12 protein-coding genes are annotated in these 13066 nt (G+C 66.9%); 2 read left to right on the top strand and 10 right to left on the bottom strand.

What is annotated here, in order from left to right; translation table 11 throughout:
* Positions 1-448: 448 nt before the first annotated feature.
* From QFZ47_RS26935 to QFZ47_RS26900, 8 genes are all read right to left on the bottom strand, one after another.
* Positions 449-1267 carry a M55 family metallopeptidase gene (locus tag QFZ47_RS26935; protein WP_307658551.1) on the bottom strand — a complete coding sequence of 273 codons (819 nt, stop codon included), beginning with the start codon at positions 1265-1267 and terminating at the stop codon, positions 449-451.
* The gene (locus tag QFZ47_RS26930) at positions 1264-2337 is read right to left on the bottom strand and encodes a P1 family peptidase (protein ID WP_307658550.1); all 1074 of its coding nucleotides are present in this window, start codon (positions 2335-2337) and stop codon (positions 1264-1266) included. The genes QFZ47_RS26935 and QFZ47_RS26930 overlap by 4 nt, the downstream gene beginning before the upstream one ends.
* Positions 2338-2351: 14 nt before the next feature.
* Complete coding sequence (gsiD, locus tag QFZ47_RS26925) at positions 2352-3269, bottom strand: glutathione ABC transporter permease GsiD (protein WP_307658549.1); 918 nt, start codon at positions 3267-3269, stop codon at positions 2352-2354.
* 121 nt (positions 3270-3390) lie between these two features.
* A complete protein-coding gene (gene gsiC / locus QFZ47_RS26920) occupies positions 3391-4311 on the bottom strand; it encodes a glutathione ABC transporter permease GsiC (RefSeq protein ID WP_307658548.1) in 921 nt (306 codons plus the stop codon).
* Between the two features lie 81 nt (positions 4312-4392).
* On the bottom strand, positions 4393-5946 hold the full coding sequence (gsiB, locus tag QFZ47_RS26915) for a glutathione ABC transporter substrate-binding protein GsiB (protein ID WP_307658547.1): 1554 nt from the start codon (positions 5944-5946) through the stop codon (positions 4393-4395).
* Positions 5947-6015: 69 nt separating this feature from the next.
* Positions 6016-7893 carry a dipeptide ABC transporter ATP-binding protein gene (locus QFZ47_RS26910; protein ID WP_307658546.1) on the bottom strand — a complete coding sequence of 626 codons (1878 nt, stop codon included), beginning with the start codon at positions 7891-7893 and terminating at the stop codon, positions 6016-6018.
* A gap of 30 nt (positions 7894-7923) precedes the next feature.
* Positions 7924-8880, bottom strand: coding sequence for an isoaspartyl peptidase/L-asparaginase family protein (locus tag QFZ47_RS26905; protein WP_307658545.1), 957 nt, complete (start codon positions 8878-8880; stop codon positions 7924-7926).
* Positions 8877-9845, bottom strand: coding sequence for a MurR/RpiR family transcriptional regulator (locus tag QFZ47_RS26900; protein WP_307658544.1), 969 nt, complete (start codon positions 9843-9845; stop codon positions 8877-8879). Before QFZ47_RS26900 ends, QFZ47_RS26905 begins: the two co-directional genes overlap by 4 nt.
* A gap of 251 nt (positions 9846-10096) precedes the next feature.
* On the opposite strand from QFZ47_RS26900, the gene QFZ47_RS26895 reads away from it, so the two are divergent.
* The gene (locus QFZ47_RS26895; RefSeq protein WP_307658543.1) at positions 10097-10558 is read left to right on the top strand and encodes a MerR family DNA-binding protein; all 462 of its coding nucleotides are present in this window, start codon (positions 10097-10099) and stop codon (positions 10556-10558) included.
* 2 nt (positions 10559-10560) lie between these two features.
* Here the strand turns inward: QFZ47_RS26895 and QFZ47_RS26890 are convergent, their stop codons facing one another.
* The gene (locus tag QFZ47_RS26890; RefSeq protein WP_307658542.1) at positions 10561-11019 is read right to left on the bottom strand and encodes a GNAT family N-acetyltransferase; all 459 of its coding nucleotides are present in this window, start codon (positions 11017-11019) and stop codon (positions 10561-10563) included.
* 124 nt (positions 11020-11143) lie between these two features.
* Here QFZ47_RS26890 and QFZ47_RS26885 point away from each other — a divergent pair, with 124 nt between their 5' ends.
* Complete coding sequence (locus QFZ47_RS26885) at positions 11144-12172, top strand: aldo/keto reductase (RefSeq protein ID WP_307658541.1); 1029 nt, start codon at positions 11144-11146, stop codon at positions 12170-12172.
* On the opposite strand, the gene QFZ47_RS26880 is transcribed toward QFZ47_RS26885, so the two are convergent.
* Positions 12169-13062, bottom strand: coding sequence for a LysR substrate-binding domain-containing protein (locus tag QFZ47_RS26880; RefSeq protein ID WP_307658540.1), 894 nt, complete (start codon positions 13060-13062; stop codon positions 12169-12171). The two genes, QFZ47_RS26885 and QFZ47_RS26880, sit on opposite strands and share 4 nt — an antisense overlap.
* Positions 13063-13066: the final 4 nt, after the last annotated feature.

The following is a 13066-nucleotide window of genomic DNA, read 5'->3' as shown; positions in this document are numbered from 1 at the left end:
CAGAACTCGCTTCGCTCAAACAGCTGCGGCCCTGATCCGCGAAACGCTCCGCTCCTCGGCGCATACAGAGGGGAGGGCAAACCACACGGGCCTTTGCTTCGCTCGGCCACCAAGCCACCGCAGGCGCGCAGCGCCTGTGGTGGTTGGGCTGTTGAATTTGGCTGTTGGTCTTGGGGGCCGAGCGAAGCGAAGGCTGCCCGCTCCCACCCCTTCTGTATGCGCCGAGGAGCGCAGATGGAGGCGGGATCAGGGCCGCAGCTGTTTGAGCGAAGCGAGTTCTGCGGACCCCCGCCGGAGTCGAGCACCGCAGGTTGCCCGTAGCGAAGCGAAGGGACGCAGACAGTAGGGTCGCCTTTCTTTTGCCTACGTTTCTTTGGCGAAGCAAAGAAAAGTAGGTCGCCCGCCGGGGCGAGACCCGGCCCCCGCCCTCAAAAAAACTCAACTCAACTCAACGCAACATAGAAGACATCGCCGAACAGCAGTTCAGCATCCGCACAGCCGCTTCCACCGTGTCCGCGGTAAAACGCAAGCTCACACCGTCGATGCGTTCGAACGATGGCCACTGACAGAACAGGTCGGCCATCATCGGCGACTGCGTGCGCAGAGTGACCACCTGCGGGCCCTTCAACACCAATGGGCTCGCATTGCCGCGCGCAGCCAGCGCCGCAGCCACACCGGCGCGGATCGCCTTGCGCGATTGCTCCGGCGACAGCGACACCCCGCTGTTGAACCCCGTCGCCTTCTTGGTTTCCACGAAGGTCGCATGCGGAAAGAGCACCCGGTTCTCTGCGATGAACACGTCGTCCCCGCTGGCCATGACCACCGGTGCGCCGTATTCGCCGGCCAGCGCGCCGTAGAGCCCGGCCTCGCCCAGTTCCTGCTCGCCGAGCCGGATGCCGGCAAAGGCAAAGCTGTTGATGGTGTGGGCGAGGATGCCGCGCCCCTGGGCGCGCGAGTGGTAGCCCACCATGCAGACGGCGTCCACGCCTTCCTCGACGCCGGCCACCATGCTCAGGTAGCGCGGCTTGCCCTGCACCACGCGGGCGCGCGCATCGAGCACGTCGGGCGGCATGTTGCGAAAGCCGCCATGCGAATCGTTGACCAGCACCTCGGTGGCGCCGGCCTCGAAGGCGCCGGCAATGGCCGCGCTGGCCTCGTGCGCCATCAGCAGGCGGGCGCGTTCGTACTCGGGATTGCCCGGCCGCGCCTGCTCGTGGTGGTAGACGCCCGCAACGCCTTCGATGTCGGTGGAGATCAGGACTTTCATGGGAGGGGGTGCGGTTGTGTGAAGGAAGAAAGGGAAGAGGGCGGCAGCAGTTCCGACAGCGCTGCCCGGTGATTGCCATCGCGGCCCGTCACGGCCGTGGCGCACCAGAGCGCATGCAGGATCGCCTGTTCGGTGCTGTCGGCCGCGGCCTGGAAGAGGCCGTCGAGCAATCCGTCATGCATCATGGCGATGGCCGGCATCGGGCGGTCGACGCGATCGGGCACGGTGTAGGCGGTCGAAAAGGCCAGCACGATGTCGCCGCTGCCATGGCCGAAGACCGAGCCGGTGCGTGCCAGCCCGGCGCCCGCGCGCAGCGCGAGGCGGCGCAGCTGGCGCGCGTCGAGCGGCGCATCGGTGGCAACGACGATGATGATCGAGCCCTTCTCGGGCTCCTTGCATTCGCGCGTGCTGTGCGCGGCCAGCCGTTCGCCGGCCGGATGCCCGGCCAGCACCAGTTGCGGCTGGCGCCCGTAGTTCGCCAGCACCAGCGTGCCGACGGTGTGCAGCTCCCCCCCGGGCGCCGAGACGCGCCGCGAGGCGCTGCCGATGCCGCCCTTGAGCTGGAAGCTCGACATGCCGCGCCCCGCGCCGACCGAGCCCTGCGCGAAGTCGGCGCCGGCGCTCTCGAGCGCGCGAAGGTAGTCGGTCTCGGTCACGGCCAGCCGCTGGATGTCGTTCAGAAAGCCGTCGTTGCACTCGAAGACCAGCGGGTTCACCGTCGGCAGCGACCGTCCGCTCTCGGGGTTGGCCGCGAGGCAATGGCGGATCTGCGCCGTGGCCACCGTGCCGACCGAAAAAGTGTTGGTCAGCGCAATCGGCGTCTCCAGCACACCGAGCTCTCCGAGCTGCACCAGCCCCACGCTCTTGCCGAAACCGTTGAGCACCACGGCGGCGGCCGGCACCTTGTCGCGGAACGGGTCGCCCGCATGCGGACGGATCACCGTCACGCCGGTCTGCACGCCGCCGTCGTCGAGCGTCTGGTGGCCGACCGTGACGCCTTCGACGTCCGTGATGGCATTGCGCGCGCCTTGCAGCAGGGTGCCGATGTAGGGCAGGGTGTTCGCTGGCATCAAGACAGATGGAATTATTCGCGGTCGATCTTCGGATCGAGCGCATCGCGCAGCGCATCGCCGAGCAGGTTGAACGCCAGCACGGTGAAGAAGATGGCCAGGCTCGGGAACAGCGCCACGTGCGGCGAGGTCACCATGTCGGCGCGGGCTTCGCTGAGCATCGCGCCCCATTCCGGCGTGGGCGGCTGCGCGCCCATGCCCAGGAACGAAAGGCTCGCGGCCGTGATGATCGAGGTGCCCACGCGCATCGAAAAATACACCACGATCGACGAGATGGTGCCCGGCAGGATGTGCCGCACGATGATGGTCCAGTCCGATGCGCCGATGCTGCGCTCGGCCTCGATGTAGGTCTGCTGCTTGAGCACCAGCGTGTTGCCGCGCACCAGGCGCGCGAAGGCCGGCACGCTGAACACCGACACCGCCACCACCACGTTGGTCATGCTGCTGCCGAGGATGGCGACCACGCCCAGCGCCAGCAGGATGCCGGGAAAGGCGAACAGCACGTCGGAGATGCGCATCACGATGCGGTCCCACCAGCCTTCGTAGTAGCCCGCGAGCAGGCCGAACGCCGTGCCGACGAAGCCGCCCACCAGCACCGACAGGAAGCCGGCCATCAGCGAGATGCGCGCACCCATCAGGATGCGGCTGAAGATGTCGCGGCCCAGCGGATCGACGCCGAACCAGTGCGTGGCCGAAGGCCCCGTGTTCAGCATGTCGTAGTCGAAGAAGTTCTCCGCGTCGAAGGGCACGATCCACGGCGCGAACACCGCGACGAACACCAGCAGCAGCACGAACGCCGCCGCGACGATGCCCACGGGCTGCTTCTTGAAGCGGCGCCAGCACTCGCCCCAGGGCGTGCGGACCTTGCCCGCGGTTTGAACCGCCACGACAGGAGAAAGAGGAACGATGGATTCGGCGGAAGCTTGGGTCATATCAGTCGCTCGTTGCGGCTTTTTCGTGGAACACCGCGGAACCGGCTTTGCCGGGCCGCTGGTGTTGCCCCCGGTGAGGGGGTAGGAGAAGCGACACGAAGTGCGCGTAGCCTGGGGGTGGTCATTTGTACCGGATGGTGGGATTGATGTAGCCGTACAGCACGTCCACCACCAGGTTGATCAAAATGAATTCGAGCGAGAACAGCAGCACCAGCGTCTGGATCACGGGGTAGTCGCGCATCTGCACGGCATCGACCAGGAGGCGTCCGAGGCCCGGCCAGTTGAAGACTGCCTCGACCAGGATCGAGCCGCCCAGCAGGAAGCCGAACTGCAGGCCCATCATCGTGACCACCGGAATCAGCGCGTTGCGCAGGCAGTGCTTGATGATCACGGTGCGTTCGCGCACGCCCTTGGCGCGCGCAGTGCGAACGAAATCTTCCTGGATCACCTCGACGAACGACGCGCGCGTGAAGCGCGCCATCACGGCGGCCACCGCGGCGCCCAGCGTGATCGAGGGCAGGATGTAGTGCTTCCAGGTGGCGGCGCCCACCGTGGGCAGCCAGCCGAGCTGGACCGAGAAGATCTGCATCAGCAGCATGCCCAGGGCAAATGCCGGAAAGGAGATGCCCGACACGGCCAGCGTCATGCCGAGCCGGTCGGGCCATTGGTTGCGGAACACGGCCGAGACGATGCCGATGCCCATGCCGAAGATCACGGCCCACACCATGCTGGTGATGGTCAGCATCACCGTGGGGAAGAAGCGCTCGCCGATCTCCATCGACACTGGCCGCCGCGTGCGGATCGAGGTGCCGAAGTCGCCCTGCAGCATGTGGGTGAAGAAGCTCACGAACTGCTGCGGCAGCGGCTTGTCGAGGCCGAGTTCTGCGCGGACCATGGCCACGGTCTGCTCGTCGGCATCCTGGCCGGCGGCAAGGCGCGCCGGATCGCCGGGCAGCATGTGGACGAACAGGAACACCAGCACCGCCACGATGAGCAGCGTGGGGACGAGGCCCAACAGTCGTTTGAGGAAGTAATTCAGCATGGGGTGCGGTTGCCGCGAGCGAGCGATGGCGGCATGCCATCGCCCGTCGGACAGTCAGTCAGGAAAACAGGGAGCCGGCGATCAATTCGACACTGCAATAGCGTCGATGTTGATGTTGCCGTCAGGCATCACGAACACACCCGAGAGGCGCTTGGCATGCGCCGACAGGTTCTGCTCCGTGACCATCGGCACGCGCGGCAGGTCCTTGCGGATCTCTTCCTGCGCGGTCTTGTAGAGCGCGGTCCTTTCCTTTTCGTCCACCGTCACCAGCGCCTTGGCCAGCGCGTTGTCGACCACTTCGCTCTTGTAGAACGACATGTTGTTCAGCTTGGGCGCCCAGGCTTCCGAGGCGAACAGCGGGCGCAGGCCCCAGTCGGCTTCACCGGTCGACGACGACCAGCCCGTGTAGTACATGCGGACCTTGGCCGTCTTCGGATCAGGCCATGCATCGACCTGCTCGGTGCGCTGGCCCACTTCGAGCGCCTGCACCTGCAGCTTGATGCCGATCTGCGCGAGCTGCTGTTGCACGAACTGGATCGTCTTCTGGCTGGTCGTGTTGTTGTAGGCGCTCCACAGCACCGACTCGAAGCCGTCGGGGTAGCCGGCTTCCTTCATCAGTTCCTTGGCCTTCTTCAGGTCGTAGGGAATGGGGGCCATCTTCTCGGCGTATTTCACGCCCTGCGGCACGATGCCCTGCGCGGGGAAGGCATAGCCGCCGAACGCGACCTTGGCCAGCGCTTCCTTGTTGATGGCGTAGCCGATGGCTTCGCGCACCTTCGGGTTGTCGTAGGGCTTCTGCAGCATGTTGAATGCCAGGAAGCGCGTGATGATCGACGGCGTGGCCACCACTTCGAGCTTGTCGCTCTTCTTCAGCAGTTCGGCCTGCTCGTAGGGAATCGGGTACGCGAAGTCGGCTTCGCCGGTCTGCAGCATCGCGGCGCGCGTGTTGTTCTCGAGCACCGGCTTCCACGACACCGTGTCGACCTTCGGGTAGCCCTTCTTCCAGTAGCCGTCGAACTTCTTGGCCTTGACGGCTTCGGTCTGCTTCCACTCGACGAATTCGAAGGGGCCCGTGCCCACGGGGTGGAAGGCGATGTCCTTGTTGCCCCACTTCTTCAGCGCGGTGGGCGAGATCATCGCGGCCGAGGCGTGGGCCAGCGAGTTGATGAAGGGACCGAAGGGCTCCTTCAGCGTGATGCGCACGGTGGTGGGGTTCAGCGCCTCGACCTTGCCCACGCGGTTGAACTGGTTGTAGCGCAGCAGCTTGTTGTCCTGGTTCAGCACGCGGTCGAGCGTGAATTTCACGGCCTCGGCGTTGAAGTCGGTGCCGTCGTGGAACTTGACGCCGGTGCGCAGCTTGATGGTGTAGACCAGGCCATCCTTCGACACTTCGTAGCCTTCGGCCAGCACGTTCTGCACCTTCAGGTCCTTGTCGAACTGAAACAGCCCTTCATAGAAGGACTTGGTCACGGCCGTGGTGATGGTGGTGTTGGTGTTGTACGGGTCCAGCGTCTCGGGCTGGTAGCCGATCGACAGCACCACGTCTTTCGCGGCCAGTGCCGTGCCCGATGCGGCCAGCGCGGCCAGGCCCAGCAGTGCCGATGCCCATCGCAGGGAGGAAGAAGATTGCTTCATGGAAAGAAACTCCAGTCGGTTCGAGGAAAAAGCAGGAGGGCCTGCGGGTTGAAAAAATCTGTCGATCGCTCAGAAGGCGCCGCCGATGGCATGCCGTGCCACGAAGTGGCCTGGTGCAACTTGCACCAGCGGCGGCACGTCGGGCTCGTCGCCGACGGCGCGGATCGGGCTCGGGATCTCGCCTTCGAGCAGCGCGCGCGGCTTGTGGCGGCGCGACGGGTCGGCCACCGGCACCGCGGCCATCAGCTTGCGGGTGTAGGCGTGCTGCGGCGCTTCGAACACCGCGCGGCGCGGACCGATCTCGACGATCTGGCCCAGGTACATCACGGCCACGCGGTGGCTGATGCGCTCGACCACGGCCATATCGTGCGAGATGAACAGAAAGGCCACGCCCAGCTCGCGCTGCAGGTCGAGCATGAGGTTGACGATCTGCGCCTGGATCGACACGTCCAGCGCCGACACCGATTCGTCCGCCACCACCACCTTGGGGTTGAGCGCGAGGGCGCGCGCAATCGCGATGCGCTGGCGCTGGCCACCCGAGAACTCGTGCGGATAGCGCTGCGCCACCTCGGGCGGCAGGCCCACCTTCTGCAGCAGCCAGTCGACGCGCTGCTGCGCCTCGGCGCCCTTGGCGATGTTGTGGATCAGCAGCGGCTCCATGATCGAGAAGCCCACTGTCACGCGCGGATCGAGCGAGGCGAACGGGTCCTGAAAGATGAACTGGATGTTGCGGCGCAGGGCCTGCAGCTCGCGCGTGGGCAGCTCGCGGATGTTCTGGCCGCCGAACTCGATGGCGCCGCTCTGGCTCTCGACCAGGCGCAGCAGCGAGCGGCCGGTGGTCGACTTGCCGCAGCCCGATTCACCGACCAGCGCCAGCGTCTCGCCGGGATAGAGGTCGAAGCTGATCTTCTCCACCGCATGCACGCGGCGCTTCACGCGGCCGAACAGGCCGCTGCGCACGTCGAAGCGCGTGACGAGGTCGCGCACGCGCAGGATCGGGCCAGCCTCTTCGCGCACGGTGGTTTGCGGCGTGGTGTGGGTGCAGAGCACGGTGTCGGGGCTGCCCTCGGTGCGCAGCAGCTCGAACTTGGCGGGCAGGTCGGTGCCCTGCATCGCGCCCAGCTTCGGCACGGCCGATAGCAGCGCCTTGGTGTAAGGGTGCTGCGGCGCGGCAAACACGGCGTCGGAGCTGCCGGCTTCGACCTTGTCGCCGCGGTACATCACGAGCACGCGATCGGCAATCTCGGCCACCACGCCCATGTCGTGCGTGATGAAGAGCACGCCCATGCGCATCTCCTTCTGCAGCTCGCGGATGAGCTGGAGGATCTGCGCCTGGATGGTCACGTCGAGCGCGGTGGTGGGTTCGTCGGCAATCAGCAGCTGCGGCTTGCATGAGAGCGCCATCGCGATCATCACGCGCTGGCGCATGCCGCCCGACAGCTGGTGCGGAAAGCGGTCGAGCACGTTGCGCGCTTCGGGAATGCGCACCAGCTCCAGCATGCGCAGCGCCTCGGCGCGCGCGGCCGCATCGTTCTTGCCCTGGTGGATGCGGATGGCCTCAGCGATCTGCTCGCCGGCCGTGAACACCGGGTTCAACGAGGTCATCGGCTCCTGGAAGATCATCGCGATGTCCGCGCCGCGGATGTTGCGCATTGCGCTGTCGCGTGCCTGCGCGAGGTCGAGCACTTCGCCGTTGCGGCGGCGGAACGCCATGCGCCCGCCGAGGATGCGGCCGCCGCCGTGCTCCACCAGCCGCATCAGCGCGAGTGAAGTCACCGACTTGCCCGAGCCCGATTCGCCCACCACCGCGAGCGTTTCGCCATGGTCGACGTGGAAGGAAAGGTTCTTGACCGCATCGACCGTGCGCTCGGAGGTCGAGAAACGCACGGTGAGGTCGTCGACGGCGAGGACGCGGCCGTCTGGCAGGGCGAGGGCAGGGGAGGACATGGGAGTGCGAAAGGAAGAGGGCGCGTGCGGTCAGGCGAAGATGGCTGTTGCGGGTGCTTCGTCGCCGCGCGCGTGGCCGCGGTACATGCCTTCGGTGTTGAAGGCGAGGCTCAGGTTGCCGTGGCGGTCGATGGCGATCAGCCCGCCGGTGCCGCCGATGGCGGGCAGCGACTGGTGCACCACGGCATGCGTGGCGGCTTCGAGCGTGGCGCCGCCGTAGGCCATGCGCGCGCAGATGTCGTAGGCGGCAGCGACGCGGATGAACATTTCGCCGCTGCCGGTGCAAGACACGGCGGCCGTGCGGTCGTCGGCATAGGTGCCGGCGCCGATCAGCGGCGAATCGCCGATGCGGCCGACGCGCTTGTTGGTCATGCCGCCGGTCGAGGTGGCCGCCGCAAGATGGCCGTGCATGTCGAGCGCGACAGCACCCACGGTGCCGAACTTCTTGTCTTCGTCGAGCGGCGGCGTCATGGCGGCACCTTCGTGGTCGGTCACCACGCGGCCGGTGTCGCGCACGCGGTAGAGCTGCTGGCGGCGTGCCTCGGTGGAGAAGAAGAAAGGTTCGACCATCTCGAGCCCATGCTCGCATGCGAAGGCTTCGGCGCCGGCGCCGGCCAGCAGCACATGGGCGCCGTCTTCGAGCACGGCACGCGCGGCGCGCACCGGGCGGCGGACATGGCAGACGCCGGCAATGGCACCGGCGGCGAGCGTTGCGCCGTCCATCACGGCGGCGTCGAGCTCGTGGGTTTCCTCATGCGTGAACACCGCGCCGTGGCCCGCGTTGAAAAGCGGGCACTCTTCGAGCAGTTCGACCGCCAGGCAGGTAGCGTCGAGCGCGGATGCGCCCTTCCGCAGCATCGCCTGCGCGGCACGCACGATGTTCTGCAACGCGTCGTGATAAGCCTGCGCCTGGTCTGCGCTGGTCGTGGCGGCACTGATGGTGCCGGCACCGCCGTGAATGGCGATGACGGGCGTGATGTTCTTCATCGGGAAGCTTTCTTCTTTTTGTTGCGGGCGCCGGCCGGAGCGGCACCGGCAACCTGCGTGGAGGAGGAGGCTTCCGCCCGCGGCAGGCCCTGCGCGCCATGCAGCCAGGGCCGCACCGCCTGCAGGATGCGGCCCGCGGACTGCACCGCGCGGGGCGCGCGCAGCGCCACCGCGCTGGTCAGCGCCTCGATCAATGCCAGCACGCTGGTTTCGCAGTTCGGCCGGTAGCTGGTTTCGGTCTGGCAATAGAGCACCACGTCGGCCAGCGGCGCCAGCGGGGAACTCGGGCGGTCGGTCAGCGCGAGCACGGCGCAGCCCTGGCCCTTGGCGATCTGCGCCAGCGCCACCGTGTCCGTGAGGTAGCGCGGAAAGGTCAGGCCGATGAAAAGGTCTTGCGGGCCGGCATGCATCAGCGTGCGCGCCGCATGCGTGACGCCGCTGACGCTGGACAGCATCCGCACGTCGTTGCAGCTGCCGTCGAGCCCGTGCTGCAACAGCCCGGCGAGCCAGGCGCTGGCGCCGAAGCCGGCAATGTAGACGGAGCGCGCCTTGCCGATGCGCTGCACCGCGGCTTCGCAGGCCGCGTAGTCGAGCGACTGGCGCGTGGCTTCGATGTTGCGCCGGCTCTCGTCGAGCGCAGTGGCGAACACTTCGGCCACGGTGGTCGGATGCTCAAGGTTGCCGCGCAGCCGCTCCACCGGCGCCACCAGCGATTCGAAGCCGCGCACGAGTTCGGCGCGGAAGGTGGCGTAGCCGTCGAAATCCAGCGCGCGCGCAAAGCGGTTGGCGGTGGCAACGGACACGCCCACGGCAGCCGCGAGTTCGTCGATCGGCAGCGTGGCGACTTGCAGCGGATGCTCCAGCACGAAGTCAGCCACCTGGCGGTGCGAACGCGTCAGCCGCGGCAGCGCCTGCGCGATGCGCTGGGCCACGGTGGTGCCATTGGTGTCGACGTTGGTGCTCATGGGGCGGGCGATGCACCTTGAAGGGTGCGGGCGATGAAAATGAATTTACAAATATATGACAGATAAGAAAATTTTCTGTCATTTTCGAACGATATCGCAAGTAGCGGGCCAGGAAAGAGGGGCTTTGGCGTGGTCGACGTGCGAAATCAAGGGATTACCCTGATCCCGTCTTTCATGCCCACCTTGCGGCTTCTTGACTCTCCCATGGTGTGAAGGGCGAGACTTTGCACTTTGGCTGGAAGGAGAACTCCATGGAACGTCTCATCACGGCACCGACTGCTGCGGCGCGCTTGTCTCTTGCCGACGTTGTTGCCCGGTCCGGCGCGTCAGCGCAATTGCTGCGCGACTGCGAGTCGCTCGGGCTGCTCGACGGGATGGCGCGCACCGAAGAGGACGGCTGCCGCTATGACGAACGCGCCGTGTCGACACTGCGCTTCGCGCGAAGGGCGCACGCACTGGGTTTCGAAACACCGGAAGTCGCCGCGTTGCACGCACTGTGGCGCGACGGGCATCGCGCGAGCTTCGATGTGAAGCGCGTCGCACTCGAACGGGCCGACGACCTGGCCCAGCGGATCGAGGAGCTCGCGCACATGAAGCGCCTGCTGGAGCGCCTGGCCCATTGCTGCGAAGGTGACGACCGCCCGGAATGTCCCATCCTGGATGAGCTGGCCGGGCTCCAGGGGTTCGCCAACTGCGAAGCGCGACGTGGATAGGGCTACGGCGCCGCCTTCTCCTTCTGCATGAAAACGCTCAACGGATCGTCGGGGTAGCCGCCGAACCGCTCGCGCCGCGCGTACCCTGCACGCGCATAGAACGCGAGCGCCTCGGGCTGCCGCACACCCGTTTCCAGCCGGAACACGGCACATCCGCGCGCGGCCGCTTCGGCTTCGAGAAAGCCCAGCACCTTCGCGGCAACGCCTTGTCCGCGGTGCTGCGGCCGCACGTACATGCGCTTGAGTTCGCCGTAGCCGGGGTTCACGACGAGGGCGCCGCAGCCGATGGCCGTGCCCGCCTCGTCGCGCGCGACCGCGAACAGCACGTGGGCCGCCGACAGCGCCGCAATGCTGATGCCGTAGTGGCTCTCGGGCGGGTACAGCGGCTTCTGGTATGCATCGAGGTCGGCGATGAGCTGGATGACGTCGGGTTGGTCGGGGTTTTCAATCGCGATCTGCATCGCTCGATCGTACCGGGCCGGTGGATCGCAAAGCCCGACGCGCGGCGAGGGTTCCATGCAGCGGCCAACAATGGATGCGTCATTCGTCCTGTTCGTTCGTTCATTCGATGAAAGGAGTCATACCTTGGAATACCGTCATCTCGGCAAATCGGGCCTCAAGGTCCCCGTATTGAGTTTCGGCACCGGTACTTTCGGCGGCAAAGGCGAGCTTTTCAGTGCCTGGGGCAGCACCGACGTGGCCGGGGCCCGCAAGCTGATCGACATCTGCCTGGAGGCGGGCGTCAACATGTTCGACAGCGCGGACATCTATTCGGCCGGCGCGGCCGAGTCGGTGCTCGGCGAGGCGATCAAGGGCCGCCCGCGCGACCAGCTGCTGATCTCGACCAAGGCCACCTTTCGCAGCGGCGACGGGCCGAACGAGGTGGGTTCGTCGCGCTACCACCTGGTGCGCGCGGTCGATGGCGCGCTCAAGCGCCTGGGCACCGACTACATCGACCTGTTCCAGCTGCATGGCTTCGACGCGAGCACGCCGATGGAGGAAACGCTCGCCACGCTCGACGACCTGGTGCGCGCAGGCAAGCTGCGCTACATCGGCGTTTCGAACTTCTCGGGCTGGCACCTGATGAAGTCGCTGGCGGTGGCCGAGCGCTATGGCTACGCGCGCTACGTGGCGCACCAGGCCTACTACTCGCTGGTCGGGCGCGACTACGAATGGGAGCTGATGCCGCTCGCGCAGGACCAGGGCGTGGGCGCGGTGGTCTGGAGTCCGCTGGGCTGGGGCCGGCTCACCGGCAAGATCCGCCGCGGCCAGCCGCTGCCGGCCACGAGCCGGCTGCACGTGACGGCCGACATGGGCCCGCCGGTGCCCGACGAACTGCTTTTTCGCGTGGTCGATGCGCTCGAGAAGGTCGGCACCGAGGTCGGCAAGACCGTGCCGCAGGTGGCGCTGAACTGGCTGCTGCAGCGCCCGACCGTGTCGAGCGTGGTGATCGGCGCGCGCGACGAGGCGCAGCTTCGCCAGAACCTGGGCGCCACGGGCTGGAAGCTCACGCCCGCGCAGGTGGCCGAACTCGATGCCGCCAGCGCCACGACGCGGGCGTACCCGTACTGGCACCAGCAGGGGTTCCTGGAGCGCAATCCCAATCCGGTCTAGGCTGGCATCAGCCCAAGCACCCAGCGCTCGAAGTGCTCCAGCGCCCCGGAAGCCGGGCGGCCCTCGGGATACGCGAAGTAGTAGCCCTGGCGCACGTCCAGGTGCCGGTCGATCGGGATCACGAGCTCGCCGGTGCGCAGTTCGCGCTCGATCAGGATGCGCGGCGCCAGGCCCACGCCCATGCCGGCGGCCGCAGCGGCGGTCACCATGGTGAAGAGTTCGTAGCGCGGCCCGCGCGAGGCGTGCACGGTGTAGTCCCAGCCCTGCTGCGCATACCAGTCGCGCCACGCCTGCGTGCGCGTGCCCAGGTGAACGTGGCGGCAACGCCCGAAGGCAGATTCATCCCACGGGCCGTTGGCATCGCGGAAGGCGGGGCTGCAGACCGGAACCATCTCGCCTTCGGAAAAGATCAGCCCGCCCTGGGTGCCGGGCCAGAACTGGTCGCCGAAATAGATGGCCGCGTCGTAGGCGTTCTCCTGGAACGAGAAGGGCTGCGAGCGCGCCGAAAGATTGACGGTGATGTTGGGATGCCGCCGGCTGAAATCGGGCAGCCGCGGAATCAGCCATTGCGTGGCAAAGGTGGGCACCACGGCCACTTCGAGCACAAAGCCCATCTCGTGGCCGGCGCTGATCTCCAGCGTGTCGCGGCGGATCTGGTCGAGATGGCGGCGGATGCGCGCCGCGTATTCGCGCCCGGTGTCGGTGAGCGTGAGGCGCCGCCGCACGCGCGAAAACAGCGCCACGCCCAGCCGCTGTTCGAGCGTGGCCACCTGCCGCCCGACGGCGCTTTGCGTCAGCGCGAGTTCGGCAGCCGCGCGGGTGAAGCTCCCCAGGCGTGCCGAGGCCTCGAAGGCCTGCAAGGCACCCAGGTTGGGAATATCTTTTCTCATCGTT

The sequence above is a fragment of the Variovorax paradoxus genome (assembly GCF_030815975.1).
GTDB classification, from domain to species: domain Bacteria; phylum Pseudomonadota; class Gammaproteobacteria; order Burkholderiales; family Burkholderiaceae_C; genus Variovorax; species Variovorax paradoxus_N.
The sequence above is the reverse complement of the archived record's forward strand: the minus strand, read 5'-3'. Positions and strand labels throughout refer to the sequence as shown.

What these genes read in the sequence shown, in the direction of transcription:
- QFZ47_RS26935 (WP_307658551.1), bottom strand. Translation starts at nt 1,267, where the DNA reads ATGAAAGTCCTGATCTCCACCGACATCGAAGGCGTTGCGGGCGTCTAC.
- QFZ47_RS26930 (WP_307658550.1), bottom strand. Translation starts at nt 2,337, where the DNA reads ATGCCAGCGAACACCCTGCCCTACATCGGCACCCTGCTGCAAGGCGCG.
- gsiD (WP_307658549.1), bottom strand. Translation starts at nt 3,269, where the DNA reads ATGACCCAAGCTTCCGCCGAATCCATCGTTCCTCTTTCTCCTGTCGTG.
- gsiC (WP_307658548.1), bottom strand. Translation starts at nt 4,311, where the DNA reads ATGCTGAATTACTTCCTCAAACGACTGTTGGGCCTCGTCCCCACGCTG.
- gsiB (WP_307658547.1), bottom strand. Translation starts at nt 5,946, where the DNA reads ATGAAGCAATCTTCTTCCTCCCTGCGATGGGCATCGGCACTGCTGGGC.
- QFZ47_RS26910 (WP_307658546.1), bottom strand. Translation starts at nt 7,893, where the DNA reads ATGTCCTCCCCTGCCCTCGCCCTGCCAGACGGCCGCGTCCTCGCCGTC.
- QFZ47_RS26905 (WP_307658545.1), bottom strand. Translation starts at nt 8,880, where the DNA reads ATGAAGAACATCACGCCCGTCATCGCCATTCACGGCGGTGCCGGCACC.
- QFZ47_RS26900 (WP_307658544.1), bottom strand. Translation starts at nt 9,845, where the DNA reads ATGAGCACCAACGTCGACACCAATGGCACCACCGTGGCCCAGCGCATC.
- QFZ47_RS26895 (WP_307658543.1), top strand. Translation starts at nt 10,097, where the DNA reads ATGGAACGTCTCATCACGGCACCGACTGCTGCGGCGCGCTTGTCTCTT.
- QFZ47_RS26890 (WP_307658542.1), bottom strand. Translation starts at nt 11,019, where the DNA reads ATGCAGATCGCGATTGAAAACCCCGACCAACCCGACGTCATCCAGCTC.
- QFZ47_RS26880 (WP_307658540.1), bottom strand. Translation starts at nt 13,062, where the DNA reads ATGAGAAAAGATATTCCCAACCTGGGTGCCTTGCAGGCCTTCGAGGCC.